At 68.3% G+C, this 26,007-nt stretch carries 21 protein-coding genes, 2 tRNA genes and 3 rRNA genes; 4 read left to right on the plus strand and 22 right to left on the minus strand.

Going from position 1 to position 26,007, the window contains the following annotated elements; all coding sequences use genetic code 11:
- Nucleotides 1-38: 38 nt before the first annotated feature.
- Nucleotides 39-422, plus strand: coding sequence for a nuclear transport factor 2 family protein (locus LUTJ29_RS0104170; RefSeq protein WP_027071450.1), 384 nt, complete (start codon nt 39-41; stop codon nt 420-422).
- 203 nt (nt 423-625) lie between these two features.
- Here the strand turns inward: LUTJ29_RS0104170 and LUTJ29_RS0104175 are convergent, their stop codons facing one another.
- The 4 genes from LUTJ29_RS0104175 to LUTJ29_RS0104190 all read right to left on the minus strand — a co-directional run bounded on the left by LUTJ29_RS0104175 (nt 626) and on the right by LUTJ29_RS0104190 (nt 5,784).
- On the minus strand, nt 626-1,357 hold the full coding sequence (locus LUTJ29_RS0104175) for a hypothetical protein (RefSeq protein WP_043740353.1): 732 nt from the start codon (nt 1,355-1,357) through the stop codon (nt 626-628).
- A gap of 98 nt (nt 1,358-1,455) precedes the next feature.
- Complete coding sequence (locus LUTJ29_RS16060; RefSeq protein WP_084524631.1) at nt 1,456-3,465, minus strand: M1 family metallopeptidase; 2,010 nt, start codon at nt 3,463-3,465, stop codon at nt 1,456-1,458.
- 88 nt (nt 3,466-3,553) lie between these two features.
- Nucleotides 3,554-4,312: a bifunctional demethylmenaquinone methyltransferase/2-methoxy-6-polyprenyl-1,4-benzoquinol methylase UbiE gene (gene ubiE, locus LUTJ29_RS0104185; RefSeq protein ID WP_027071452.1), complete on the minus strand. Its 759-nt coding sequence runs from the start codon at nt 4,310-4,312 to the stop codon at nt 3,554-3,556.
- 59 nt (nt 4,313-4,371) lie between these two features.
- Nucleotides 4,372-5,784, minus strand: a complete 1,413-nt coding sequence (locus LUTJ29_RS0104190; protein ID WP_027071453.1) for a zinc-dependent metalloprotease family protein — start codon at nt 5,782-5,784, stop codon at nt 4,372-4,374.
- Nucleotides 5,785-5,926: 142 nt separating this feature from the next.
- Between LUTJ29_RS0104190 and LUTJ29_RS0104195 the strand changes: the two genes are divergently transcribed.
- Complete coding sequence (locus tag LUTJ29_RS0104195) at nt 5,927-6,391, plus strand: nucleoside deaminase (RefSeq protein WP_027071454.1); 465 nt, start codon at nt 5,927-5,929, stop codon at nt 6,389-6,391.
- A 25-nt stretch (nt 6,392-6,416) separates the two neighbouring features.
- Here the strand turns inward: LUTJ29_RS0104195 and LUTJ29_RS0104200 are convergent, their stop codons facing one another.
- From LUTJ29_RS0104200 to LUTJ29_RS16070, 17 genes are all read right to left on the minus strand, one after another.
- Complete coding sequence (locus LUTJ29_RS0104200) at nt 6,417-6,854, minus strand: hypothetical protein (RefSeq protein WP_027071455.1); 438 nt, start codon at nt 6,852-6,854, stop codon at nt 6,417-6,419.
- A 137-nt stretch (nt 6,855-6,991) separates the two neighbouring features.
- Nucleotides 6,992-8,374, minus strand: coding sequence for an ATP-dependent protease ATPase subunit HslU (gene hslU / locus LUTJ29_RS0104205; RefSeq protein WP_027071456.1), 1,383 nt, complete (start codon nt 8,372-8,374; stop codon nt 6,992-6,994).
- A gap of 156 nt (nt 8,375-8,530) precedes the next feature.
- Nucleotides 8,531-9,082, minus strand: a complete 552-nt coding sequence (gene hslV / locus LUTJ29_RS0104210) for an ATP-dependent protease subunit HslV (protein ID WP_027071457.1) — start codon at nt 9,080-9,082, stop codon at nt 8,531-8,533.
- A gap of 79 nt (nt 9,083-9,161) precedes the next feature.
- On the minus strand, nt 9,162-9,629 hold the full coding sequence (locus LUTJ29_RS0104215) for a DUF1203 domain-containing protein (RefSeq protein ID WP_027071458.1): 468 nt from the start codon (nt 9,627-9,629) through the stop codon (nt 9,162-9,164).
- A 116-nt stretch (nt 9,630-9,745) separates the two neighbouring features.
- Entirely contained in the window at nt 9,746-10,903 is a 1,158-nt protein-coding gene (locus LUTJ29_RS0104220) for a hypothetical protein (protein WP_027071459.1), read from the minus strand.
- Nucleotides 10,900-11,856, minus strand: a complete 957-nt coding sequence (xerC, locus tag LUTJ29_RS0104225) for a tyrosine recombinase XerC (RefSeq protein ID WP_027071460.1) — start codon at nt 11,854-11,856, stop codon at nt 10,900-10,902. Before xerC ends, LUTJ29_RS0104220 begins: the two co-directional genes overlap by 4 nt.
- Nucleotides 11,849-12,520 carry a DUF484 family protein gene (locus LUTJ29_RS0104230; protein ID WP_027071461.1) on the minus strand — a complete coding sequence of 224 codons (672 nt, stop codon included), beginning with the start codon at nt 12,518-12,520 and terminating at the stop codon, nt 11,849-11,851. Before LUTJ29_RS0104230 ends, xerC begins: the two co-directional genes overlap by 8 nt.
- Nucleotides 12,517-13,362: a diaminopimelate epimerase gene (gene dapF / locus LUTJ29_RS0104235; protein WP_027071462.1), complete on the minus strand. Its 846-nt coding sequence runs from the start codon at nt 13,360-13,362 to the stop codon at nt 12,517-12,519. Before dapF ends, LUTJ29_RS0104230 begins: the two co-directional genes overlap by 4 nt.
- Nucleotides 13,363-13,402: 40 nt before the next feature.
- Nucleotides 13,403-13,660: a lipoprotein gene (locus LUTJ29_RS16065; protein ID WP_144774426.1), complete on the minus strand. Its 258-nt coding sequence runs from the start codon at nt 13,658-13,660 to the stop codon at nt 13,403-13,405.
- A 54-nt stretch (nt 13,661-13,714) separates the two neighbouring features.
- The gene (locus tag LUTJ29_RS0104245) at nt 13,715-14,128 is read right to left on the minus strand and encodes a YbaN family protein (protein ID WP_027071463.1); all 414 of its coding nucleotides are present in this window, start codon (nt 14,126-14,128) and stop codon (nt 13,715-13,717) included.
- A gap of 39 nt (nt 14,129-14,167) precedes the next feature.
- Nucleotides 14,168-16,327 carry a S9 family peptidase gene (locus LUTJ29_RS0104250; RefSeq protein ID WP_027071464.1) on the minus strand — a complete coding sequence of 720 codons (2,160 nt, stop codon included), beginning with the start codon at nt 16,325-16,327 and terminating at the stop codon, nt 14,168-14,170.
- Between the two features lie 58 nt (nt 16,328-16,385).
- Nucleotides 16,386-18,491 (minus strand): prolyl oligopeptidase family serine peptidase, encoded by a 2,106-nt coding sequence (locus LUTJ29_RS0104255; protein ID WP_027071465.1) that lies wholly within the window; start codon nt 18,489-18,491, stop codon nt 16,386-16,388.
- 166 nt (nt 18,492-18,657) lie between these two features.
- Nucleotides 18,658-18,770: ribosomal RNA gene (gene rrf / locus LUTJ29_RS0104260) — 5S ribosomal RNA — on the minus strand.
- Between the two features lie 141 nt (nt 18,771-18,911).
- Nucleotides 18,912-21,775: ribosomal RNA gene (locus LUTJ29_RS0104265) — 23S ribosomal RNA — on the minus strand.
- Between the two features lie 237 nt (nt 21,776-22,012).
- Nucleotides 22,013-22,088 (minus strand) — tRNA-Ala (locus LUTJ29_RS0104270).
- A 79-nt stretch (nt 22,089-22,167) separates the two neighbouring features.
- Nucleotides 22,168-22,244 (minus strand) — tRNA-Ile (locus LUTJ29_RS0104275).
- Between the two features lie 72 nt (nt 22,245-22,316).
- A 16S ribosomal RNA gene (locus tag LUTJ29_RS16070) occupies nt 22,317-23,861 on the minus strand.
- The 16S, 23S and 5S rRNA genes sit together here with 2 tRNA genes alongside, the layout of an rRNA operon.
- A 553-nt stretch (nt 23,862-24,414) precedes the next feature.
- On the opposite strand from LUTJ29_RS16070, the gene LUTJ29_RS0104285 reads away from it, so the two are divergent.
- The gene (locus LUTJ29_RS0104285; RefSeq protein ID WP_027071466.1) at nt 24,415-24,867 is read left to right on the plus strand and encodes a DUF192 domain-containing protein; all 453 of its coding nucleotides are present in this window, start codon (nt 24,415-24,417) and stop codon (nt 24,865-24,867) included.
- A 49-nt stretch (nt 24,868-24,916) separates the two neighbouring features.
- Nucleotides 24,917-25,762 carry a SirB1 family protein gene (locus LUTJ29_RS0104290; protein ID WP_027071467.1) on the plus strand — a complete coding sequence of 282 codons (846 nt, stop codon included), beginning with the start codon at nt 24,917-24,919 and terminating at the stop codon, nt 25,760-25,762.
- A 19-nt stretch (nt 25,763-25,781) separates the two neighbouring features.
- Here LUTJ29_RS0104290 and LUTJ29_RS0104295 read toward each other — a convergent pair whose 3' ends face one another.
- Nucleotides 25,782-25,961 carry a rubredoxin gene (locus tag LUTJ29_RS0104295; RefSeq protein ID WP_027071468.1) on the minus strand — a complete coding sequence of 60 codons (180 nt, stop codon included), beginning with the start codon at nt 25,959-25,961 and terminating at the stop codon, nt 25,782-25,784.
- Between the last annotated feature and the right edge of the window lie 46 nt (nt 25,962-26,007).

Raw genomic sequence — 26,007 nt, forward strand, 5'->3', positions numbered from 1 at the left:
CATGCGCATCCCGCCCGCGACCTGAGGATCCAGAAACGATGACGCACAGCCCCGTCCCGGCTTTCCTGGTCGAACTCGAGGAGGCCTTCAACCGCGCGATGGTCTCCAACGACGTCGAGCAGATCGCGCGCTGCATCACCGACGACTGGATCCTGGTCACGCCCGAGGCCGGGCCGGTCCCGCGCGAACGCATCCTGGGCGTCATCGCCTCGGGCGTGCTGACCCACGCCACGATGACCAAGACCGCGACCCATGCCTGCGTGGCCGGCGACATGGCCTGGGTGACCGGTCGCGGCCAGAACACGGGGACCTTCAATGGCGAACCGATCCAGGCCGACGAATACGTCACCGACATCTATCGCCGCGTCGACGGGCAGTGGCGCTGCATGCTGACCCACCTGACGCCCGTGCGTGGACGCTGACGCCGGGCCGCGGCCCGTGGCATGGCGGCCGACGCGCCCGGCCGCCCACCTCCTCTCCAGGTGGAGCCGTCCAGCACCGTAGCCGTGAGGCGCGACACCCGCGCCAACCATTGGGACCTGTTGCAGCCGTCCGCCCGGCACCTGCAGCTCGCGACGGGACCGGCGGCACGCCCCGGCGCGACCCCGGGGTCAGCCGTTCGCGCTCAGTCCCACTTCGGCATCCTCGCGCGGTCGAGCCCGCCAACCTCGAACTCGGCCACCTGCGTGCCCGCGTCGCGGGTCGGGAACTCGATCCGCAGTACCGACGCGTCGCGAAGCATGCGCCACAGCGCCTTCTCGTCCTCGATGAACATGGCGATCGCCTCGTCCGTGTCGGGACGGTTGGCGGCCATGTTGCGCGGCGGCTGCTCGTCGACGGTGACCTTGACCCGGCAGCCGCGGTAGCAGGGCCGCGCAAAGTCGCCGGCCTTGAGCACGAGGTAGCTGCTGCGGCCCCATTCGGGGTGGTCGCGGAAGATCAGCTGCACCGGCCTGGGGCCGCTGCCGTCGACGTCGAGTGGATCCTTGGCGTGGATGGCCGCCGACACCTGCTGGCCACCCTTCACCGCGATGCTCTGGTAGGTCCACAGCGCGGCCAGGCGGCGCGCCTCGACCTCGGCCTGCCCCTTGGCCCGCGCCTCCTCGTAGCGCGGCCGCAGGCGGGCCGCGGCCTCGGTGTCGGGCCAGCGCGCGAACACGATGTCGCCCTGCGCCTTGGCCAGCGCCCAGTTGCCGTCGGCGACCGCGGCATCGAACGCCTTCTCGGCCTCGACGGCCGCCTGTTCGTTGGCGGCGGCGATCGCCGCGGCCTGGGCCGCGGCCTCGGCTTCACGGTCCCTGCAACCGGCGAGCAGGAGCAGGGCCAGGGTGGCGATGGCGAACGGGCGTGGCGACATCGGGCGCTGTCCTCGCAACCAGGCCGGCACGCGGCCGGCGACGCGGGCAGTGTCGGGCGCGCCGTGCGCCGCCGCAAGCCCGCGGCGTCCTCCCGAGCTCAGCCTCCGGAGGGCTCGTCCGCCCGGGCCTCGTCCTGCGACTCGGCCCCGCCGTCGCCGCCGGTCGGCCCGGGCGCGGGCGAAGGCGCCGGCTTCGCCTCGGCCAGCACCTTCGCCACCGAGGCGGTCGTGATCGGGTGGTAGCCGGGCCGTGCGGCCTCCAGGGTCTCGCGCGCGAGCGCCAGCCCCTCCGCGGTCTCCGCCAGCGCCTGGTACACCGGGATGATCAGCTTGCGCCGTCCGACGCGGCTGATGAACTCCGCCGCCGCCGGATACGCCGCGGCATAACCGCTGCGGATCGCCAGCGGGTACCAGCGCATCGCGATCTCGCCGTTGGCGGTGCCGGTGAACCCGTAGGCGGCGTCGAGCTGCTCCAGGTCGGCCAGCGGCAGGGTCCCGGGCATGCCTTCCAGGAAATGCAGCCACTCCTGGGTGCTCCACTTGGCGGTGATCTGGGCCGGCGGCAGCTGCTTGCTGCCGCGCCAGCCCAGGCGCGCCGAATCGACGATACCCAGGCGCGGCGAGAGCACCTGCGGCGCGCTGGCCGGGATGCCGGGGCCGTACAGCCACTCCTCCAGCTCGCCCTCGCTCACCACGCCCGGGTTAGGGCCCAGCAGGTGCTCCTTCGCGTAGGCCAGGAAGGTCTCGGTGGTGATGCTCTGGAACGCGAAGTGGTCGAAGTAGCCGCGCAGGAACGGATCGAACACGTCGCGGCCGTAGCGCTCCTCGAGGAAGTGCAGGAACCAGGCGCCCTTGTCGTAGCTCACCCCGCTCAGCGCGTCGTCGGCGTCGACCTCGGTGCCGGGGCGGATCGCCAGCGCCTGGCGCGGCTCCGGCATCGCGCCGATGTCGCGCTTGAGCGCGTCGCGCGCGAGCACCCATTCCATGTCGCTGAACTCCTTGCCGTACAGCGCCTCGACGATGCGGTTCTCGACGTAGCTGGTCATGCCCTCGTTGAGCCAGCCGTGGCGGGCGTTGGCGAAGGTGACCAGGTTGCCCGACCAGCTGTGCGCGAGCTCGTGCGCGATCAGCGCCACCAGCGACCTGTCGCCCACGATCACGGTCGGGGTGATGAACGACAGGCGCGGGTTCTCCATGCCGCCGAACGGGAACGACGGCGGCAGCACCAGCAGGTCGTAGCGGCCCCAGCGGTACTCGCCGTACAGCGCCTCGGCAGCGGCGATCATCTGCTCGGTGTCGGCGAACTCGGCGTGCGCGCGCTCGACCATCGCCGGCTCGGCCCACACGCCCGAGCGTTCGGAGATCGGCTTGAACACCAGGTCGCCGGCCGCGATCGCCATCAGGTACGACGGGATCGGCTGCGGCATGGCGAAGTGGTACTCGCCGTCGCGCTCGGCGGCCGGGTCGTTGTCGGCGCTCATCAGCACCATCACGTCCGGACGCGTGGTGACGCGGGCGGTGTAGGTGTAGCGCACCTGCGGGGTGTCCTGCAGCGGCACCCAGGAACGGGCGTGGATCTGCTGCGACTGGCTGAACATGAAGGGCAGCTGCTTGCCCTCGGTCATCTCCGGCGTCAGCCATTGCAGGCCGGAGGCCCCGGGCGAGGTGCGGTAGGTGACGCGCACCCGCGCCGGGCGCTGCGGCGCCTCGATCCGCAATCGGCTGCCCAGGACCGGATCGGCCTCGTCGAGCGCGAACTGCAGCGGCTGCCAAGCGCCGTCGACCTCGGCCTCGACCTTCGCGATCGACAGGTCGCGCGTGTCCAGCGCCAGCACCGTCGCCGACGGATCCTTCCAGTCCAGGCGGTAGGTGGCGGTGCCGGAGAGGGTCCGGCTGTCGAAGTCGAGCGCCAAGTCGAGGGCGAGGTCCTCGATCACGACCTTATCGGGTTCGGCGCGGGAATGCTCGTCGGTTTCGGACATCGCGGGCCTGGCCGGCTTCGCGGCCGCGGGTTCGGGGTTGGAGGCGTCGCGCTGGCATGCGGCCAGCAGGAACAGGGACAGCAGGATCGGGAGGGCGCGCAGCGCGCGCACGCGGGGAAGACGCATCGCCGGGGGAAACCTCGTGCGGGAACAGTGGCCCGATTCTAATCCCCGCGCGCGGCGGGCGCAGTGCCGCGTCCGGCGATGCCGCGGATCAGGCCTTCCAGCCGTCGTGGATCGCCACGATCCCGCCGGTCAGGTTGCGGTAGCGCGCACGCGCGAACCCGGCCGCCTCCATCATCGCCCGCAGCTCCTCCTGCGGCGGATGGCGGCGGATCGATTCGGCCAGGTAACGGTAGCTGTCGGCGTCGCCGGCGAACAGCCGGCCCAGGCGCGGCAGCACCTGGAACGAGTGGAAGTCGTAGACCGGCCGGAACCAGTCGGCCTTCACTTCGGAGAACTCGAGCACCCGCGCCTGGCCGCCGACCTTGAGCACGCGCAGCATCTCGCGCAGCGCGGCGTCCTTGTCGGTGACGTTGCGCAGGCCGAAGGCGATCGTGACCAGGTCGAAGCTGCCGTCCGGGAACGGCAGCACCTCGGCGTTGCACTGGACATAGTGCAGGCCGCGCACGCTGCCGCGGTCGGTCATGCGGTCGCGCCCGGTGCGCAGCATCTGCGCGTTGATGTCGCCCAGCACCACCTCGCCTTCCGGCCCCAGGCGCCCGCGCAGCAGCGCGGCGATGTCGCCGGTGCCGCCGGCCAGGTCCAGGACCCGGCCGCCGCGCGGGACCTGCGCGGTGGCGACGAAATAGCGCTTCCAGACCCGATGGATGCCGAGGCTCATCAGGTCGTTCATCAGGTCGTAGTTGCCGGCGACCGACGAGAACACCTGCCCGACCAGGCGGCGCTTCTCGGCCACCGGGACCTCGCGGAAGCCGAAATGGGTGGTGCCGGAGTCGTCGGGTGCGGTCATGCGCGCATTATCGCACCGCGCGGCGCCGCGGTCGTCACGGCGCCGTGCGGCGGACGGGCTCAGCGGCGCAGGCGGCGCGGGCCCGGGCCGCCGGTGGCGTGCGGGCTGGAGTACACCACGACCACGAACCCGGTGGGGGTGGCGGACTCGACGTAGACGCCGTACAGGCCGTCGGGCGAAATCCATATCTCGCCGACCGTGAACATCGAGCCCTCGTTACAGGACCTGTCGGCCGCCGGCCAGTCGGCGTCCTGGCTCTGGGCGATGTCGCGCTCGTAGCTGCCGCCCAGGGCGTGGATGATGACCGCGGTGCCGGCCAGGTTGGCCTCGTAGTGGCCGGTCCGGGTGCGGGCCTCGACCGTGTACCAGGTGCCGCGGTACGGGTCGGGCGGCGGCGGGGTCTCGAGCAGCACCATCTGCGCGTTCGACGCGCTGGCCAGGCTGGCGTAGTCCAGCTGCACGCGCACCGGGGCGCCGCCCCACTGGATCGTGCGCTTGCGCGCCGGGTCCACCCAGCCGAGGCGGTCGCGCTGGAGGATGTTGACGTGCTTGGGCAGGCTGCCGTAATCGTCGTGCACGACGGCATTGCCCCAGCTGTCGCTCATCACGTCCCACGGATTGTCGTAGGTGTCGGTGTCGCCATCGGAGTTGTCCGAATGCGGCAGGCCGTAGCCGTGGCCCATCTCGTGCGCCAGCGGGGCGAGGTTCTGGAACGACCAGGGCGGGTTCCAGGTACTCGACAGGCAGCGGAACGCGCCGTCGCGTTCGGCGCACTGGCTGCCGCCCCAGGCGTAGCCGTCCAGGTCGCCGTTGAACATCATGTTGACGCCGACCACGCTGGCGAAATCCACTTCCGCGTCGGCGGCGGCGGTGCAGTCCTCGAACAGCTGCTTCAGGTCGGCGCTGCCGTCCTCGGGGACGTAGTGCGAGCGCGGCTGCGGCAGTTCGTACCAGCCCTTGGCGTCGCTGCCGGCGAGGTTGATCCTGTTGTAGGACACCTCGCGCCAGTAGTGGCCGAGCTGGCCCGGCGCGTCGCCGTACAGCTCCCGGAAGAAGTCGATCGACTCCTGCTCTTCGGCGATGTCCTTGAACCGGCAGGCCAGGGTGATCCAGCGCGTGGATCCCAGGGTGGCCTTGGCCAGTCCCCGGTCTCCGGTCAGGCCGTGCGGACGCCCCGTGTCGGGGTCGTCGGCGGCGACGATCGCCTCGATCCGGCGGCCGCCGGTCGACTTGTCGGGCACGAACTGCACCGCGACCCGCCGGCCCGAAAGCGTGTAGAGGTCGCCCGCGCCGCGCCGCGCCTGGGCCGGGTCGAGCGCCAGCCTGGCGCCGTTGTCCAGCGCCAGGCTGGCCTTGAACCGCGGCGCCTGCGCGCTCTGCGGGACCGGGTCGCCCCAGTGCAACTCCAGGTGCCCGGGCACCACCTGCGCCTGCACGCCGGGCGCCGCCAGCAGGCCGAGCCCTGCCAGCATCGCACCCCGCACTCCGATACGAATCCCCATCCCCATCCCCCTGTTGCGGTCGTCCGCCCTGCCGCGCGAGCGGCCCGGGCCGGGACACACTACCCGAAGCAGTGATAATGGGGCAGTCCCCCCGAGCCGTGAGGACGGTCGAATGTCCAGCCAGCCCCCGGCGCCCGACTACCGGGCCATGCTCCAGGTCGCGATCGACGAAGCCCGCGCCGGCCTGGCCGAAGGCGGCATCCCGATCGGCGCCGCGCTGTTCCGCGCCGACGGCACCCTGCTCGGCCGCGGCCGCAACCGCCGGGTGCAGGAAGGCGATCCGTCGGTGCACGGCGAGACCGACGCCTTCCGCAAGGCCGGCCGCCAGCGCTCGTATCGCGACACGATCATGGTCACCACCCTGTCGCCCTGCTGGTACTGCAGCGGACTGGTGCGCCAGTTCGGCATCGGCACGGTGGTGATGGGCGAGTCGGTGAACTTCAGCGGCGGCCACGATTGGCTGCGCGCGCACGGGGTGCGGGTGGTCGACCTGGCCGATCCCGGGTGCATCGCGATGCTGGGCGACTGGATCGCGCGCAACCCCGGCGTGTGGAACGAGGACATCGGGGTCGACTGAGCCGCCCCGCCGCGGGCGCGCGGGGTCAGCGCGGCTCGATCGTGAACGCGCCGAACGCCACGCCCAGGTCCCAGCCCCTGCCGGTGCCGGCCAGCGCCAGCGAGACCTCGCCCTTGGTCATCACCTGCGCCTTGCTCGACTTGACCGCGCCTGCGTGGGCCTCGGCGGTGGCGTAGGTGCCGAGCACCTCGCGGATGTCGCGAACGCCGGAGAATTCGCCGCGGCCGTCGCGGATCTCCGACTTGCCCACGGTCAGCCCGCCGCCCTTGGCGCTGATCCGCACCGCCATGCTCTGGCCGTTGTCGCAGCGGATGGTGCCGGTGCCCGAGGCGGTGCGGTACAGCACCGACCAGCCGCTCATGGTGAAGGTGAGCCGGCAGGACACGTCGCGCGCGGCGGCAGGCGCCGCGGCCAGCAGCAGCGAGGCGAGTGCGGCGGCGATGGTGGCATGGCGGATGCGCATGGCGGGCTCCTTGGCGTGTGGCGCTCGGGCGCGGCAAACATAGCCCGGCGGCCGCCCGCGGCGACAGCCGCACGCGCCACCCGTTCAGGATCGCGCCTGTTTTCCGGGGCGGCCGCCGCGTCAGGCGGCCGCGCGGGTCACAGGATGTAGCGGCTCAGGTCCGGATCCTGGACGAGCTCGCCCAGGTGCGCGTCGACGTAGGCGCGATCGATCGTCACGCGGGTGCCGTCGCGGTCGGGCGCCTCGTAGCTGAGCGTGTCGAGCAGGCGCTCGAGCACGGTGTGCAGGCGGCGCGCGCCGATGTTCTCCTGTCGCTCGTTGACCTGGGCCGCGATCTCGGCCACGCGCTCGATGGCGTCGGGGACGAACTCCAGCTCGACCCCCTCGGTGCGCAGCAGCTCCACGTACTGGCGGGTCAGCGCGGCGCGCGGCTCGGTGAGGATGCGCACGAAGTCGTCCTTGGTCAGCGCGGCCAGCTCGACCCGGATCGGGAAGCGGCCCTGCAGCTCTGGGATCAGGTCGCTCGGCTTGGCCAGGTGGAACGCGCCGGAGGCGATGAACAGGATGTGGTCGGTCTTCACCGGCCCGTACTTGGTGCTCACCGTCGAGCCCTCCACCAGCGGCAGCAGGTCGCGCTGCACGCCCTCGCGGCTGACGTCGGCGCCGACGCCCTCGCTGCGCCTGGCGACCTTGTCGATCTCGTCGATGAACACGATCCCGTGCTGCTCGCAGGACTCGATCGCGGCCTCGCGCACCTCGTCCTCGTTGACCAGCCTGGCCGCCTCCTCCTCGATCAGCTGCGGGCGCGCGGCCTTGATCGTGAGCTTGCGGGTGTGAGTCTTCGCGCCGCCGAGGCTGGAGAACATCTGCCGTAGTTGCTGTCCCATCTCCTCCATGCCCGGCGGGGTCATGATGTCCACCCCGATGCTGGTCGAGAGCTCGATCTCGATCTCGCGCTCGTCGAGCTCGCCGGCGCGCAGTTGGCGGCGCAGCTTCTGCCGGGTCTCCGATTCCTTCGCCGACGGCTCGGCGCCGATGTCCACGGTGGTGGCCTGCACGCCGAAGCCGAACGCCGGCGGCGACGCCTCGCGCCGCGGCAGCAGCGCGTCGAGGATGCGCTCCTCGGCGCGCTCCTCGGCCTGGGTGCGGACCTTCTTCTTGGCCTGCTCGCGGTGCAGCTTGACCGCGGTGTCGGCCAGGTCGCGGATGATCTGCTCGACGTCCTTGCCGACATAGCCGACCTCGGTGAAGCGCGTCGCCTCGACCTTGACGAACGGCGCGTTGGCCAGCGTGGCCAGGCGGCGCGCGATCTCGGTCTTGCCCACGCCGGTCGGGCCGATCATCAGGATGTTCTTGGGCATCACCTCGTTGCGCAGTTCGTCGGGCAGCTGCGCGCGGCGCCAGCGGTTGCGCAGCGCGATCGCGACCGCGCGCTTGGCGGCCTGCTGGCCGATGATGTGGCGGTCGAGCTCCTGCACGATCTCGCGCGGGGTCATGGTGGCGGAAGCGGAATCGGTCATGGCCTGCGGGCCCTCTTCATGCAGTGGTGCAGGGTGATGTGGCGGGTGGCCGGTGGCCCGGGCGGGTCGTCGCGCGCCTGCCCGGTCGGCCGCGGCCGGGGACCGCGTCGGCGACGGGGTGCGGCAGGCGCGACGACCCGCGGCGCGGGCCGCCGGTCACAGCTCTTCCACCACCACGTTGCGGTTGGTGTAGATGCAGATGTCGCCGGCGATGGCCAGCGCCTCGGTGGCGATCGTGCGCGCGTCCAGCTGCGTGTGCGCGAGCAACGCGCGGGCCGCCGACAGCGCGTAGCTGCCGCCGGAGCCGATGGCGATGATCCCGTCCTCGGGTTCGATCACGTCGCCCGTGCCGCTGACGATCAGCGACGTGTCCCTGTCGGCCACCGCCAGCAGCGCCTCGAGCTTGCCGAAGCGGCGTTCGGTACGCCAGTCCTTGGCCATCTCGACCGCGGCGCGCTGCAGCTGGCCATGCTTCTCGAGCTTGGACTCGAACAGCTCGAACAGGGTGAACGCATCGGCCGCGGCGCCGGCGAACCCGGCCAGCACCTGGCCGTCCTTGCCCAGGCGGCGCACCTTGCGTGCGTTGGACTTCATCACGGTGTGGCCGAGGGTCACCTGGCCGTCGCCGGCCACGGCCACCTTGCCGTCGCGGCGCACCGACAGGATCGTGGTGGCGTGGAACACGTTGGGGTTCTGGCTGGGATCCATGGGGCCTCCGGGTCCGGTCCACCCGACATGAGGGCGCCGGAGGCCGGATCAAGCCCCGCCGTCGTCCGCGACGCGGCCATCAGGCGCGCAGGGCGAGGCAGGAGTAGCAGCCACGGCGGGCGTTGTGAAGGTGCACATAGGCCACGCCTGGATCGGCGAACATCCGCTCGAGCTGCCGCGCCACGTCCACGCCCTCGCACACCTCGGCATCCACCATCGCGTGCGCCGCGTCGTAGGCCCGCAGCGACATCAGCCGGCGGGTCACGTACGGCGGGACCTCGCCCGGGCGCAGCACCGCGCGCTCCGCGTCGCGGCGCACGAACACCGGCCCGGACGCGCGATAGGGAGAGGCCGCCGGCTGGTGTTCCCAGGACAGCAGCAGGAGTTCCTCGCCGGGACTGGCGTCCTGCAGGCTGACGCGGCAGGGAAAAGCGAAGTCGCGATCGGCGACGCAGCGCGTCGCGCCGATTCTCGCGAGCGCGCCGTCGTCCAGCGCGAACAGCGGGGCGAAGGGCGTGGGGTCGATGCCGGACAGCTGGAACGTCATGGAGGGTCGTCTGCGTGGTGGAGTCGGCGCCAGCCTGCGGCAGGCGACGCGGGCACGCTCGCCGGATCCGGACATCGCATTCCGGGCGCGTGATGGCCGCGCACCCGGACCGGGATTCAGGGCACCGGCCGCAGGCAGGCGGCGTCCCCTTCGTCCGCCACTTCGACCCGGCCCAGCGGGTGGCGACCGTCGGCATCCTCGCGTTCGATCCGGTACCGACCGGGCCGCAGGTGGAGCCGGACGCGGTCGGCGCCCGCCGCCAGCAGGCGCTGGTCATGCGCGATCGCGAGCGGCGCATCGGCCTCGCCGAACGCGCGCAGCAGGGAATCCTGCGCCACGGCAGGCGCGCACACGACCACCGGCGCACCCAGCACCTGCCGGGCCGCCTCGACCGCGGCGGGCGGGTGCACCACCGCCAGGTCGGTCCCCGCAACCGCAAGCGGACGTCCCTCCCGGAACGGCACCAGCGCCTCGTCCGCTTCCACCGGCCACGCACCGGCCTGGCCGGGACATGCGGTCGCGGCCTGGCGCACGGTCAACGGGTCGAGGCCGGTCGCTGCGGCGAGGCGCGCAGCCATCCAGCCCGCCTCCGCCGCTTCGGACACGTGCGAGCCCCCGGCATGGACCAGCAGCCTGCGCCCGGGGTGGGCGGCGAGCCACTCCGCCAGCCGGTGCGCCTGCCCGGCCTCCCGGGACTCGCGGTCGTGCGTCGTGTCCGCCTCGTAGTGCACGAACTCCCAACCGAGCGCGCGCGCCTCGCGGACCGCGGCGGCAAACAGCGGATCGGCCAGGTAGAACCCGGTGTCCGTGCCGGGCGCCGACGCCCGCAGGCGCTCCGGCGCGGCCGGCGTGAACGTCTCGGCCGCCAGCGCATCGAAGCCAAGTCCGTCGAGCAGCGCCACCACGCGCGCCAGGAAGGCGCGGTGCACGCCGCGGAAGTGGGATTCGTTGAGCATCACCACGCGCCGGTCGCGGGCCAGTTCGGCGATCACCGGCAGCGCGTCGCGGTACTCGACGTCATCCGGCAGCACGAGACGGCCGGACAGCCCGCACGATGGCGCCTCGTCGCCGATGAAGACCGACACCTGCGCGTGCAGCTGGGCGAGCTCCGGCGAACGTTCGAGTTCCCGTACCGCGGCCAGCGGCCGGTTCTGCCCGACCAGCCGCTGCCACCCCGCTTCGGCAATGCCCGCCTGCACCGGCAGGATGGCGAGGCAGGCGAGGACCGCGGCGGCCACCCGGCGCGACGCGAAGGACACGCCTGCCGACGTCACCGCTTGCGCCTCGCCCGCGGGTGCGCGGCGTCGTACACCCTGGCAAGGTGGCCGAAATCGAGGTGGGTGTAGATCTGGGTGGTGGCGATGTCGGCGTGGCCGAGCAGCTCCTGCACGCCGCGCAGGTCGCCCGAGGATTCAAGCACGTGGCTGGCGAAGGAGTGCCGCAGCAGGTGCGGATGCACGCGCTTGAACAGGCCCTGGCGCTGGGCGAGCTGGCGCATGCGCAGCTGCACCGCGCGCGGACTGATGTGCCTTCCGCCACGCCCGGGGAACACCGGGGCGTCGTCGGCACCGCGGCTTTCGGCACGCCACTCGCGCAGCGCCTCGCGCGCGAACGAGCCCACCGGCACGATCCGTTCGCGCCCGCCCTTGCCAAGTACGTTCACCAGGCCGTCGTCCAGGTGCAGGTCGCGCCAGCGCAGCGCGCACAGCTCCGACAGGCGCAGTCCCGACGAATAGAACAGTTCCAGCATCGCCCGGTCGCGCAGCCCCAGAGGCGCTTCGGCCGGCACTTCGACCAGGGTCCTGGCTTCGTCCGGGTCCAGCACCTGCGGCAGCCGGCGCGGCGCCTTCGGCGCGCGCACCCCCGCGGCGGGATTGGCCGCGAGCTGGCCGTGCCGCAGCCGCCAGCGGTAGAACCCACGCACCGCGGACAGCCGTCGCTGCAGGCTGCGCGGCGACAGTCCCCGGCGATGCTCGGAGGCGACGAAGGCGCGGATGTCGGCTTCGCCCGGGGCGGCGACGTCCACGCCCGCCTCCGTCGCCCATGCGGCCAGCGCCTCCAGGTCGCGACGATAGTTGGCGAGCGTGTGCGGCGACGCGCGTCGCTCCACCTGCAGGTGGGCGAGGTAGTCGGCGATGGGCGCCGGCAGTTCGACCGTCGACCGCGGTTCCGGGGCGCGCGAAGCGGCGTCGCGCGCGCGACCCGCCGTCGGCTCCGTGTCAGGCATCGAAGCGCCGCAGCGCGACTTCGAACGCCTCGCCCATCATGCGCAGGAACAGCGTGCCCATGCCGGGATAGAAGCGGTTCGGATCGGTGCTGCCCACGGCCACCAGGCCGGTGCCTTCCAGCGCCAGCAGCGCGCTGGACTGGACCTCGTCGCTGCGCGCGCCGTACAGCAGCGCGTGCTTGTCCGGATGCAGCCGGCCGCACAGCGGTTCGCCGGACTTGAGCGCGTCGGCGAAGGGCCGCAGCAGCGGATCGTCGCGGTCGATCACCTGCAGCCAGGGCTCGCCGCCCAGGCCCTCGACCGGTCGGAACAGCACCACGCGCACCAGGTCGCCGGCGAAGTCTTCCTCCAGGGTCGCGGCCATCGCCCGCACCACCCCGGGCGCGTCCGACTGGCGCATCAGCGCCAGGGTCAGCTGGTGGGTCCGCACCGCGAGGCGCTCGTTCTCCTGCGAGATCGCGAACAGGTCGTGCAACCGGCGCGAGAGCTCGCGGTTCTTGTCCCGCAGCACCTCGAGCTGGTAGCTGGCCAGCGAGGCGGCCGGACCGTCCTCGCGCGGCACCACCAGGCTCAGCGCGAGGTCCGGGAACTGCTGCAGGAACTTCGGATGCCGCCGCAGCCAGGCCGCGACTTCGTGGGCACCAAGTGTCTCGCTGTTGCTCATTGGGTCCATTCCCCTTCGAAAACGAATGCGGCCGGCCCCGCCATCAGCACCTCGGCGCCATCGTCCGGCCACGTGATCCGCAGCTCTCCGCCCGGCAGCGACACCGCGACGTCGCGGTCGATCCTGCCGGCGCGGACCAGCACCGCCACCGCCGCGCACGCGCCACTGCCGCAGGCCAGGGTTTCGCCGACGCCGCGCTCGTACACGCGCAACCGGATCCGGCCACGGTCGAGCATCTGGGCGAAGCCGATGTTGGCCGACTCGGGAAACATGCCGCTGGCCTGGAGCGCCGGCCCGATCCGCGCGACTTCGGCGCGGTCCACGTCGTCGACCTCGAGCACCGCATGCGGATTGCCCATTGAGACCGCACCGAAGCGCAGGCGTCCCAGCGGCGGCACGTCGGCCTCGTAGCCGGTGGACTCGCGCTCGACGCCGTGCATCGGGACCGACGCGGGGGCGAAACGCGGCACGCCCATGGCGATCCGGTAATGCCCTCCCCCCATCGACTCGACCGCATGCACGCCGGCCGGGCTCTCGAGCAGGAAGCGCGGCCCGCGGGCCGCGCCTTCGCGCACCAGCCAGGCGGCGACGCAGCGCGCCCCGTTGCCGCACTGGCCCGATGCCGAGCCGTCGGCATTCCAGATCCGGTAGCGCGCCACCGCAGCGGCATCCGCCGGCGCTTCGATGGTCAGGATCTGGTCGCAGCCCACGCCGGCATGCCGGTCCGCGAGCGCCCGGCACAACGCCGGCGCCGGCGGCGGCGTGCCGTCGCGCAGGTCGAGCACCACGAAGTCGTTGCCGGCGCCGTGCATCTTGGTGAAGCGCAGCGGAGGGCGCGACATGGCTTCGTGGAGCGGGCGGGTGGCGGGCACGGCCACCGGATCAACCGTTGTCGTCGCCCGCGGGCGGCGGATCGACGGGCGCGTCGCCGGGCGGCAGGGCCTCGGCATCGGCCGGGTCACCGTCCTCCGACGTCCCGGCATCGTCGATGGCCTCGGGCTCCCCGGACTCCTCGACCTCTTCGACGTCCTCGTCATCCGGCGCCGGCGCATATACCAGCGGGCCCTTGTTGCCGCAGGCGGCCAGGACCAGGGCGAACAGCAGCGCCATCGGCGCGAGGAGCATGGAGGATCGGCGCATGGCGGCAGTGTAGCCCGGGCCGCGGGGGCAGGACGAGTCCCGTGCCCGTGGCGTTCAGTCCTGTCCCGGATCGCGCCGCGGTGCCGGCTCGGGGCGACGCCACAGCCAGGTCGCGACGGCGGCCATGCAGGCGATCGGCAGCGCCGCAATCCACCACCGGTCACCGCCACGCAGCAGCACCAGGCCCACCAGCACCAGCGCCGAGGCCAGCATGGTCCAGGTCGCCGTCCACTTGGCGCGGCGCCGGACGGTGCCCCCCGCCCGCCAGTCGCGGATCATCGGACCGAAGCGCGGATCGGCGAGCAACCTGCGGTGCAGCCGCTCCGACCCCCGGGCCGCGGCGAATGCCGCGAGCAGGATGAACGGCACCGTCGGCAGGACCGGCAGGAACATGCCGAGCAGGCCGAGGCCCAGGCTGGCCCATGCCACCAGCCACCAGGCCCAGCGGAGACGGGACGGCGGGCGCATGCGCGCATGCTACCGCTCCCGCCACCCCGGTCGCCCGCGCTACTTCACGCCGAGCTGGTCGAGCATGAAGGCGTACATCTCCGCCTGTTCGCGGAATCGGCGGAACCGGCCCGACTTGCCGCCGTGGCCGGCCTCCATGTTGATGCGGAACACCACGGGCGCGGTCCCGGTGTTGAGGTCGCGCAGCCGCGCCACGTACTTGGCCGGCTCCCAGTACTGCACCTGCGAGTCCCACAGGCCGGTGCCGACGAACATCGCCGGATACGCCTGGGCCTTGAGGTTGTCGTAGGGCGAGTACGTGGCCATGTAGTCGTAGTACTCCCGCTGCTCCGGGTTGCCCCACTCGTCGTACTCGTTGGTGGTCAGCGGGATGCTCGGGTCGAGCATCGTGGTGACCACGTCCACGAACGGGACCTGGGACAGGATCACGCGGTACCTGTCCGGCGCCATGTTCGCCACCGCGCCCATCAGCAGGCCGCCGGCGCTGCCACCGTAGGCGGCGACGCGGTCCTTCGCCGCGTAGCCCTCGGCCACCAGGAAGTCGGTGACGTCGATGAAGTCGGTGAAGGTATTGACCTTCTTCAGCAGCTTGCCGTCCTCGTACCAGCGCCGTCCCAGTTCCTGGCCGCCGCGGATGTGGGCGATGGCGTAGACCACGCCACGGTCGAGCAGGCTGATCGCGGTGACGCTGAAGCCGGGGTCGGAGGAGATCCCGTAGCTGCCGTAGGCGTACTGCAGCAGGGCCGCGGTGCCGTCCTTCGCGTAACCCTTCCGGTACACCAGCGAGACCGGGATCTTCTCGCCGTCGCGCGCCGGCGCCCACACCCGCTCGGTGACGTACTGCGTGGCATCGTAGCCGATCACCGGCTGCTGCTTGAGGAGGCGGCGCTCGCCGGTGGCCACGTCCAGCTCGTAGGTGGTGGCGGGCGTGGTCAGCGAGGTGTAGGTGTAGCGCAGGCGCGTGGTGGTGTGCTCGCTGTTGGCGGCCAGACCCATCGAATAGGCCGGTTCGTCGGCCTTGACGTACTCGGCGCTGCCGTCGGCGCGCAGGATGCGCACGCGCTCCAGTCCCTGCGAACGCTCGCCCAGCGCGATGAAGCCGTCGAACAGCTCGAAGTCCTCGAGCAGCACGTCGGGGTCGTGGCCGACCACGTCCTGCCAGTCGCGCCGGTCGCGGGAGCCGCTCGGCGCCTGGACCAGCTTGAAGTTCTTCGCGCCGTCGGCGTTGGTCAGGATCACCCAGCGCCCGTCGAGGTGGTCGGCGCTGTACTCCAGGTCGCGCTCGCGCGGCGCCAGCACGGTGAACTCGCGCGGGTCCGCGGCCGGCGCGTAACGCAGTTCGTCGGACACCGTGCTGCTCACGCCGATGACGATGTAGCGGTCGTCGCGGGTGCGGTCGATGCCCATGTAGTAGCTGTCGTCCGGCTCCTCGTAGACCACGGTGTCCGTGGCCGGGTCGGTTCCGATGACGTGGCGCTTGACCCGCTTGGTGAGCAGGGTCTCCGGATCGTTCTCGACGTAGAGCACGACCCGCGCGTCGTCGGTGAACACGAGGTCGCCGGAGGTCCCCTTGATCTCCTCCGGGTAGTCCTCGCCCGTGACCAGGTTGCGGAAGCGGAAGGTGTACTGGCGGCGGCCGTTGGTGTCGTCCGCCCAGGCCATGATCGTGTTGTCCTGGCTGACCTCGATCGCGCCGACGGCGTAGTAGTCCTTGCCCTCGGCCAGCACGTTGACGTCGAGCAGGACTTCCTCTCCGGCGAAGTCGCCGGCCTCGTTGGCTTGCTGGATCGAGAGCGCGTCCACGCCGGGCCCGTCCTTGCGGCGGGCGTGGATCGGATAGTCCTTGCCGGTTTCGTAGCGCGCGTAGTACCACCAGCCGCGCTCGCGCACCGGAATCGAGCTGTCATCCTGCTTGATCCGGCCGACGATTTCCGAGTACAGCTGTTCCTGGACCGGCTTGAGCGACGCGAGCACCTGGTCCGCATAGGCGTTCTCGGCCTGGAGGTAGGCCAGCATCGCCGGATCCTCGCGCTTGTCGTCGCGCAGCCAGTAGTACTCGTCCTGGCGCTCGGCGCCATGCGGGGCGCGCACCACGTGGGGACGCTTCTCGACGTCGGGCGGCGTGGGGGCGGCGGCGATGGCAGGGAGGCTGGAAAGGGTCATGAGGATCGTCGTTGCGAGCAGGAATGCGGTTCTCATCGGGGCGTCCGGCGGGGTTCGGGGGCCGCGCCCGGACGGGCCGGGCGCGGGGAGCGGCTCACTTGCGGCCGAGCTGCTGCCAGAGGAAGGTCAGGTAGAGCGCGTCCATGTGCGCGGCCTGGCGATTGTCCGCCGCGCCGCCGTGCCCGCCTTCGATGTTCTCGTAGTAGCGCACGTCCTTGCCGGCCTCGAGCATCCTGGCCATCATCTTGCGGGCGTGGCCCGGATGGACGCGATCATCGCGGGTGGACGTGAGCAGCAGCGTCGGCGGGTAGTCCTTCGCCGGATCGAACAGGTGGTAGGGCGAGAAGGTGCGGATGAACTCCCACTCCTCCGGCTTGTCCGGATCGCCGTACTCGGCCATCCACGACGCGCCCGCGAGCAGCTTGTTGTAGCGCTGCATGTCGAGCAGCGGCACCTGGATCACGATCGCCCCGAACAGCTCCGGGTACTGGACCAGCATGTTGCCCGTGAGCAGGCCGCCGTTGCTGCCGCCGCGGATGCCCAGGTGCGCCGGCGAGGTCACGCGGCGCTGGATCAGGTCCTGCGCGACCGCGGCGAAATCCTCGTAGGCGCGGTGGCGGTTGGCCTTGAGCGCGGCCTGGTGCCAGCGCGGCCCGTACTCGCCGCCGCCGCGGATGTTGGCGACCGCGTACACGCCGCCCTTCTCCAGCCAGCCCTTGCCGATGCCGCCGGAATAGCCCGGCGTGAGCGAGATCTCGAACCCGCCGTAGCCGTACAGCAGGGTCGGGTTGCTGCCGTCGTGCGCCATGTCCTTCGGTCGCACCAGAAAGTACGGCACGCGGGTGCCGTCCTTCGATGTGGCGAAATGCTGCTCGACCACGTGCTTCGAGGCATCGAAGAACGTCGGCATGGTCTTGAGCACTTCCGGAGGCGCCGCGCCCTCGCCCGCGTCGCCCAGCATGAGCGTGGTCGGGGTGAGGAAGTCGGTGACGGTGATCCACAGGGCGTCGGACTCGTCCGCGTCCACGGCCTGGGCCGACACGGTGCCGAACTCGGGCAGTCCGGCCAGCGGCCGGCGGGTCCAGCCGTTCGCGCCCGGGGTGAGCACGAACAGGCGGTTCTTGACGTCGTCCAGGACATTGAGCACGAGGTGGTTGCGGGTAAACGAGGCGCCCGCCAGCGACGTGGTACCGGTGGGCTCGAACAGCACCTCGAACTCGCGCTTGCCGGCCATGAAGTCGTCGAACTTCGCGACCAGCAGCGAACCGGCCCTGTAGGTCCTGCCGTTCACGGTCCAGGGTTCGCGCAGTTCCAGGCCGAGCCACTCGCGCTGCACCGACTTCTGCGCCGAGTTCGGCGCGTCCACCTTGCTCAGGCTGCCGTCGGCGTTCCGCAGGTAGAGCTCGTCGTTGTAGAAGGCGATGGTGCGGACCACGAAGTCGCGCTCGAAGCCGGGGGTATGGTCGCGGCCGGCCGAGATGTACATGTCGCCGTCCTGGCCCTCGTACACCACCTTGGCATCGGCGATCGGGGTGCCCCGCTTCCACTCCTTGACGATGCGCGGGTAGCCGGAGCTGGTGAGGCTGCCCTCACCGAAATCGGTGAACACGTACACCGTGTCCCGGTCGATCCACCGCAGTGCGCCCTTGGCCTCGTCGCGATAGAAGCCGTCCTTCACCCAGGACTTGGTGGACAGGTCGAACTCGCGGGTCACGTCGGCGTCCGCGCCGCCGCGCGAAAGTGCCACCAGGCACCGGGTGTAGTCCGGGCGAAGGCAGTTCGCGCCGTGCCAGACCCAGTTCTCGCCCTCGGCCTGGTTGAGCGCGTCGAGGTCGATCAGGACCTCCCACTGCGGGCGCGGCTTGCGGTACTCCTCGAGCGTGGTGCGGCGCCAGACGCCGCGCGGGTTGTTCCGGTCGCGCCAGAAGTTGTAGTACCAGTCGCCCTGCTTGTAGACGCCCGGGATCTTGTCGTCGGAGTCGTAGATCGCCAGCAGCTCGGACTCGAGCTGGCGGAACTCTGGCGTCCCGGCCAGTTCGGCTTCCGCCTTCGCGTTCTGCTGCCTCACCCAGTCGAGCGCCATCGGGTCCTCGACGCCCTCGAGCCACTGGTGGGGATCGGACACCGCCATCTCCTCGTTCGCGTGGGCCAGGCCCGCCGCGAGGCCTGCTGCAAGCGCCAGTGTCGCGGCTGCTGGAATCAGTCTGGTCATGGATATTCTCCGCGGAATTGCATCGAACGTAGCACACGCGCCCGACCCGTCGGAGTGTCGGAAGTCGGCGCCCTGCGCATGCGCTGCGGCGGGCGCGGTGCGACGCGCAAAGAAAAACCCCCAGCCGTTCCCGGCTGGGGGTTTTGGGTAAAGACCCTGGCGATGACCTACTCTCGCATGCGGATGCACACTACCATCGGCGCGTTTGCGTTTCACTTCCGAGTTCGGAATGGGATCGGGTGGTTCCACAAAGCTATTGTCACCAGGGAGAGGGTGGAGGGTCGCCGGCGCATCGGTGGGATTGCCCACGGACGTGCAGCGCACACGCTCTCAAAGGGGGGAAGTAGCGAACGGTCTGGTCCTGGCTGTCGCGACGTCGTCGCAGAGTCCAAGGCCACTTGAGGTTATATGGTCAAGCCTCACGGATCATTAGTACTGGTTAGCTCAACGCATTGCTGCGCTTACACACCCAGCCTATCAACCACCTGGTCTTGATGGTTCCTTCAGGGGGCTTGTGCCCCGGGAGATCTCATCTTGAGGCGCGCTTCCCGCTTAGATGCTTTCAGCGGTTATCGCTTCCGAACATAGCTACCCGGCAGTGCCACTGGCGTGACAACCGGAACACCAGAGGTTCGTCCACTCCGGTCCTCTCGTACTAGGAGCAGCCCCTCTCAAATCTCCAACGCCCATGGCAGATAGGGACCGAACTGTCTCACGACGTTCTGAACCCAGCTCGCGTACCACTTTAAATGGCGAACAGCCATACCCTTGGGACCGACTACAGCCCCAGGATGTGATGAGCCGACATCGAGGTGCCAAACACCGCCGTCGCTATGGACGCTTGGGCGGTATCAGCCTGTTATCCCCGGAGTACCTTTTATCCGTTGAGCGATGGCCCTTCCATACAGAACCACCGGATCACTAAGTCCTACTTTCGTACCTGCTTGATCCGTCGATCTTGCAGTCAAGCACGCTTATGCCTTTGCACACAGTGCGCGATGTCCGACCGCGCTGAGCGTACCTTCGAGCTCCTCCGTTACTCTTTGGGAGGAGACCGCCCCAGTCAAACTACCCACCACACACGGTCCCCGACCCGGATCACGGGCCTAGGTTAGAACGTCAAGCACATCAGGGTGGTATTTCAAGGTTGGCTCCACCCCAGCTGGCGCCAGGGTTTCACAGCCTCCCACCTATCCTACACAGACGAACTCAACGTTCAGTGTGAAGCTATAGTAAAGGTTCACGGGGTCTTTCCGTCTTGCCACGGGAACGCTGCATCTTCACAGCGATTTCAATTTCACTGAGTCTCGGGTGGAGACAGCGCCGCTGTCGTTACGCCATTCGTGCAGGTCGGAACTTACCCGACAAGGAATTTCGCTACCTTAGGACCGTTATAGTTACGGCCGCCGTTTACCGGGGCTTCGATCAAGAGCTTCGCCTTGCGGCTGACCCCATCAATTAACCTTCCGGCACCGGGCAGGCGTCACACCCTATACGTCCACTTTCGTGTTTGCAGAGTGCTGTGTTTTTGATAAACAGTCGCAGCGGCCTGGTCACTTCGGCCCCCCCCAGCTATTCACCAGAGGAGGCGCACCTTCTCCCGAAGTTACGGTGCTATTTTGCCTAGTTCCTTCACCCGAGTTCTCTCAAGCGCCTGAGAATTCTCATCCTACCCACCTGTGTCGGTTTACGGTACGGTCTGCGCAAGCTGAAGCTTAGGAGCTTTTCCTGGAAGCGTGATATCAGCAGCTTCGCCCTAAAGGGCTGGTCCTTAGTCTCAACGTTGCCCCCCCGGATTTGCCTAAGGGGACCGCCTCAACTCTCTCACCGGGACAACCAACGCCCGGCCTGCCTAACCTTCTCCGTCCCTCCATCGCACTTGCGCGAGGTGCTGGAATATTAACCAGCTTCCCATCGACTACGCATTTCTGCCTCGCCTTAGGGGCCGACTCACCCTGCGCCGATTAACGTTGCGCAAGGAAACCTTGGGCTTTCGGCGTGCGGGTTTTTCACCCGCATTATCGTTACTCATGTCAGCATTCGCACTTCCGATACCTCCAGCAGACCTCTCGATCCACCTTCGCAGGCTTACGGAACGCTCCTCTACCGCGCACACAAGAAGTGTGCACCCCAAGCTTCGGTTTACCGCTTAGCCCCGTTAAATCTTCCGCGCAGACCGACTCGACCAGTGAGCTATTACGCTTTCTTTAAAGGGTGGCTGCTTCTAAGCCAACCTCCTGGCTGTCTGTGCCTTTCCACATCGTTTTCCACTTAGCGGTAATTTGGGACCTTAGCTGTGGGTCTGGGTTGTTTCCCTTTTCACGACGGACGTTAGCACCCGCCGTGTGTCTCCCGCACAGTCTGTCTTGGTATTCGGAGTTTGCAATGGTTTGGTAAGTCGCGATGACCCCCTAGCCATGACAGTGCTCTACCCCCAAGAAGATACATGCGAGGCGCTACCTAAATAGCTTTCGAGGAGAACCAGCTATCTCCGGGTTCGATTAGCTTTTCACTCCTAATCACACCTCATCCCCTACCTTTGCAACGGGAGTGGGTTCGGGCCTCCAGTACCTGTTACGGTACCTTCACCCTGGGCATGACTAGATCACCCGGTTTCGGGTCTATTGCCTGCGACTATGCGCCCTTATCAGACTCGGTTTCCCTTCGCCTCCCCTACACGGTTAAGCTCGCCACAGACAATAAGTCGCTGACCCATTATACAAAAGGTACGCAGTCACCCCGAAGGGCTCCTACTGCTTGTACGCACACGGTTTCAGGGTCTATTTCACTCCCCTCACCGGGGTTCTTTTCGCCTTTCCCTCACGGTACTGGTTCACTATCGGTCGGTCAGGAGTATTTAGCCTTGGAGGATGGTCCCCCCATGTTCAGACAGGGTTTCTCGTGCCCCGCCCTACTCAGTTTCATCTGCGTGGCCCTTTCGCATACAGGGCTGTCACCTTCTATGGCCGGCCTTTCCAGACCGTTCGGCTAGAACCACACAGACTTTTGGGCTGTTCCCCGTTCGCTCGTCACTACTAAGGGAATCTCGGTTGATTTCTTTTCCTACGGTTACTTAGATATTTCAGTTCACCGCGTTCGCCTCGTACAGCTATGGATTCACTGCACGATACCCCTTGCGGGGTGGGTTTCCCCATTCGGACATTGCCGGATCAAAGCTTGTTGCCAGCTCCCCGACACTTTTCGCAGGCTGCCACGTCCTTCATCGCCTCTGACCGCCAAGGCATCCACCGTGTGCGCTTATTCGCTTGACCATATAACCCCAAGTCGCCTCGGGGTCGCAGTGCCTGGAGTTACAAGCTCCAGACGCGAATATTGCAACGACTCAAATAAGGAATCTTTCGATTCCCGCCTTAGCCTCTACGACACGTCTGGACAGTTTCGTCTCAAACGCTCGCTACTTCCCTTGTTTTCAAAGAACACCGCTCGGCTTCAGCGCCGGGCGGCTTCAAATCTTTATGTGTGCGCTGCAATCCGCGGTACCTGGGGAGTGGTGGAGCCTGTCGGGATCGAACCGACGACCCCCTGCTTGCAAAGCAGGTGCTCTCCCAGCTGAGCTAAGGCCCCGTTTGCGACCTGGCCAGGCGGCGGTTTGCCGTCTGCCTGTGCCAGCGGACCCCACCCCAGCTGGTGCCGAGGCCCGAAGTGGTGGGTCTGGGAGGACTCGAACCACCGGCCTCACCCTTATCAGGGGTGCGCTCTAACCACCTGAGCTACAGACCCAGTCTGTCTTGTGCGGATTGTGCAGGTTACTTGTGCGGACGCCTGACAGGCAATTAGCTGTCTTTGGTCTCTAAAGGAGGTGATCCAGCCGCACCTTCCGATACGGCTACCTTGTTACGACTTCACCCCAGTCATCGGCCACACCGTGGCAAGCGCCCTCCTTGCGGTTAGGCTACCTGCTTCTGGTGCAACAGACTCCCATGGTGTGACGGGCGGTGTGTACAAGGCCCGGGAACGTATTCACCGCAGCAATGCTGATCTGCGATTACTAGCGATTCCGACTTCACGGAGTCGAGTTGCAGACTCCGATCCGGACTGAGAGAAGGTTTCTGGGATTGGCTTGCCCTCGCGGGTTCGCAGCCCTCTGTCCTTCCCATTGTAGTACGTGTGTAGCCCTGGCCGTAAGGGCCATGATGACTTGACGTCATCCCCACCTTCCTCCGGTTTGTCACCGGCGGTCTCCTTAGAGTTCCCACCATTACGTGCTGGCAACTAAGGACAAGGGTTGCGCTCGTTGCGGGACTTAACCCAACATCTCACGACACGAGCTGACGACAGCCATGCAGCACCTGTCTCACGGTTCCCGAAGGCACCAATCCATCTCTGGAAAGTTCCGTGGATGTCAAGGCCAGGTAAGGTTCTGCGCGTTGCATCGAATTAAACCACATACTCCACCGCTTGTGCGGGCCCCCGTCAATTCCTTTGAGTTTCAGTCTTGCGACCGTACTCCCCAGGCGGCGAACTTAACGCGTTAGCTTCGATACTGAGTTCCTAGTTGAACCCAACATCCAGTTCGCATCGTTTAGGGCGTGGACTACCAGGGTATCTAATCCTGTTTGCTCCCCACGCTTTCGTGCCTCAGTGTCAGTACTGGTCCAGGTGGCCGCCTTCGCCACGGGTGTTCCTCCTGATCTCTACGCATTTCACTGCTACACCAGGAATTCCGCCACCCTCTACCGTACTCTAGCCCGCCAGTATCCAATGCAATTCCCAGGTTGAGCCCAGGGCTTTCACATCAGACTTAACGAACCACCTACGCACGCTTTACGCCCAGTAATTCCGAGTAACGCTTGCACCCTTCGTATTACCGCGGCTGCTGGCACGAAGTTAGCCGGTGCTTATTCTTTGGGTACCGTCATTCTCTCCGGGTATTAGCCGGAAAGTTTTCTTTCCCAACAAAAGGGCTTTACAACCCGAAGGCCTTCTTCACCCACGCGGCATGGCTGGATCAGGCTTTCGCCCATTGTCCAATATTCCCCACTGCTGCCTCCCGTAGGAGTCTGGACCGTGTCTCAGTTCCAGTGTGGCTGATCATCCTCTCAGACCAGCTACGGATCGTCGCCTTGGTGGGCCATTACCCCGCCAACTAGCTAATCCGACGTCGGCTCATCTTTCTGCGTGAGGCCTTGCGGTCCCCCACTTTCACCCGTAGGTCGTATGCGGTATTAGCGTAAGTTTCCCTACGTTATCCCCCACAAAAAGGCAGATTCCGACGTATTCCTCACCCGTCCGCCACTCGCCACCCGGGGAGCAAGCTCCCCTGTGCTGCCGTTCGACTTGCATGTGTTAGGCCTGCCGCCAGCGTTCACTCTGAGCCAGGATCAAACTCTTCACTTAAATTTTCGGACCGAAGTCCAAAGCTTTGAGTGCAGTCGTCGTCCAGGCCAAATTACTCGCTGCATTTGCATGCTTTGAATCGACTTGGTTCTGTTCGAACGTCTGCAAGATGGACAACCATCCACTTGCCAGACGCCCGCACAAGTCACCTGCGCACACTGTCAAAGATCCGGGAAACAGGCCTCATCGCCTCGCTTCCGAGCCCGTCGGCGTTTCGCCTCAGGGAGCCGCACATGATAGCGCGGTTTTTGCTTTCGTCAACACCCCGTGACGGGGTTCTTGACGCCCCCTTCAGCTTCCGGGCCGCGAGGCCGTTTCGTCGAAGGGAGCCGCACATTCTAGCCCGTTTTTCCGTTCCGTCAACACCCCGTGAGGGGCGATCCAGGCCGGCTTCGGGGGCCGCCCGTCGCGGGTTGGCGGCGGGCCCGGCTGTGCGGGGCGCGCATTCTGCACCGTCACGCGGCCCTTGCCTAGCCCCTCGTGCCGGCGCGCCTTGACTCGCCCGGGTGGCTGGTCGATGTTGCGGGCCTCGCGCCCTGCCGGAAGCCCGCCGATGCGCCATTCGACCCTGGTCTCCGTCCTCGCCCTGTGCTTCCCGCTGTGCGCCTGCGCCGGCGGCGGCGAACCGTGGGTGGAACTGGCCGGCGAGCGCTACGTGGTGGAGATCGCCGACGACGACGCCGAACGGCAGCGCGGACTCATGTTCCGCGATTCGCTTCCGCAAGGCCGCGGCATGCTCTTCATCCACGAGCGCGAGGAACCGCAGGCGTACTGGATGAAGAACACCCGGATCCCGCTCGACATCCTGTACTTCGACGCGTCGCTCGCGCTGGTGTCCCAGCAGCGCGACGTGCCGCCGTGTTCTGCGGGCAACGCCTGCCCTCCCTACCCGAGCGGGCGTCCGGCACGCTACGTGCTGGAACTCAATGCGGGCGAGGCTGCGCGCCTGGGCCTGACCGACGGCATGCGGCTGCGGCTTTCCCCGGACATCCAGCCCCGGCCGTAACCCGCCGCCGAGGCTTGCGCGCACGCACGGCGCGGCGCAGTCTTGCGGCATGGACGCGAAGGACCAACTCCCGGACTGGGACTCGCTCGCCGTCTACGACGACGACGCGCTTCCGCTGCTGGGCGTCGCGCTGCTGATCGCGCGCGACGAGTACCCCGACCTCGACCCCCGCCGCTACGCGCTGCGCGTGCAGGGCCACGCCGCGCACCTGCGCGGGGCGGTGGAGCGCGAAGCGCATCCGGCGCTGAAGATGCGCGCGATCAACCAGTACCTGTTCGAGGAGGTCGGCTACGCGGGCAACCACGACGAGTACTACGACCCGCGCAACAGCTACCTCAACGAGGTGTTCGAACGGCGACTCGGGAACCCGGTCTCGCTCGCGCTGGTGCAGATGGCGGTGGCGCGCGAAGTGGGGCTGCCGCTCGACGGCATCTCGTTCCCCGGGCACTTCCTGGTGCGGCTGCCGGTGGACGACGGGGTGCTGGTGATGGATCCGTTCAACCGCGGGCGTCCATTGGACGTCGACGAGCTGCGCCAGCGCGCGAAGGCCCACCTCGGCGGCAACGCGCCCGACGACGAGGTCCTGTCGCGGATCCTCTACCCGGCCACCAACCGGGCGATCCTGGTGCGCGTGCTGCGCAACCTGCACGCGGTCTACCAGGAGCGCGCCGACTGGGAGCGCGCGGTGCGTTGCGCCGACCGCGTGCTGCGGCTGCTGCCGGGCGATCCGGAGGCGCTGCGCGAGCGCGGGATCGGCTACCTGGAGCTGGGCCACCTTGCCGGCGCGCGCGAGGACCTGCAGCGCTACCTGCTGCTGCGTCCCCACGCCGGCGACGCCGCGACGGTACGCAGGCGGCTGGTCGAGACCGGACTCGCCAGCGCGCGCCTGCACTGAACGCGACGCCGGCCCCTGGTCACAGGGTCACCATCTCGAAGTCGTCCTTGGTCACGCCGCAGTCCGGGCAGGTCCAGGTCTCGGGAATGTCTTCCCACCGGGTGCCCGGCGGGATGCCGTCGTCCGGCAGGCCATCGGCCTCGTTGTAGATGAAACCGCACACGACGCACATCCAGCTGCGGTAGGGCGTGTCGTTCATCGGATAATGGGCGCCAGGTCGTCGAGGAAGCACGGCATTGTCCCAT

This window comes from Luteimonas sp. J29 (assembly GCF_000472505.1).
Lineage (GTDB): Bacteria > Pseudomonadota > Gammaproteobacteria > Xanthomonadales > Xanthomonadaceae > Luteimonas.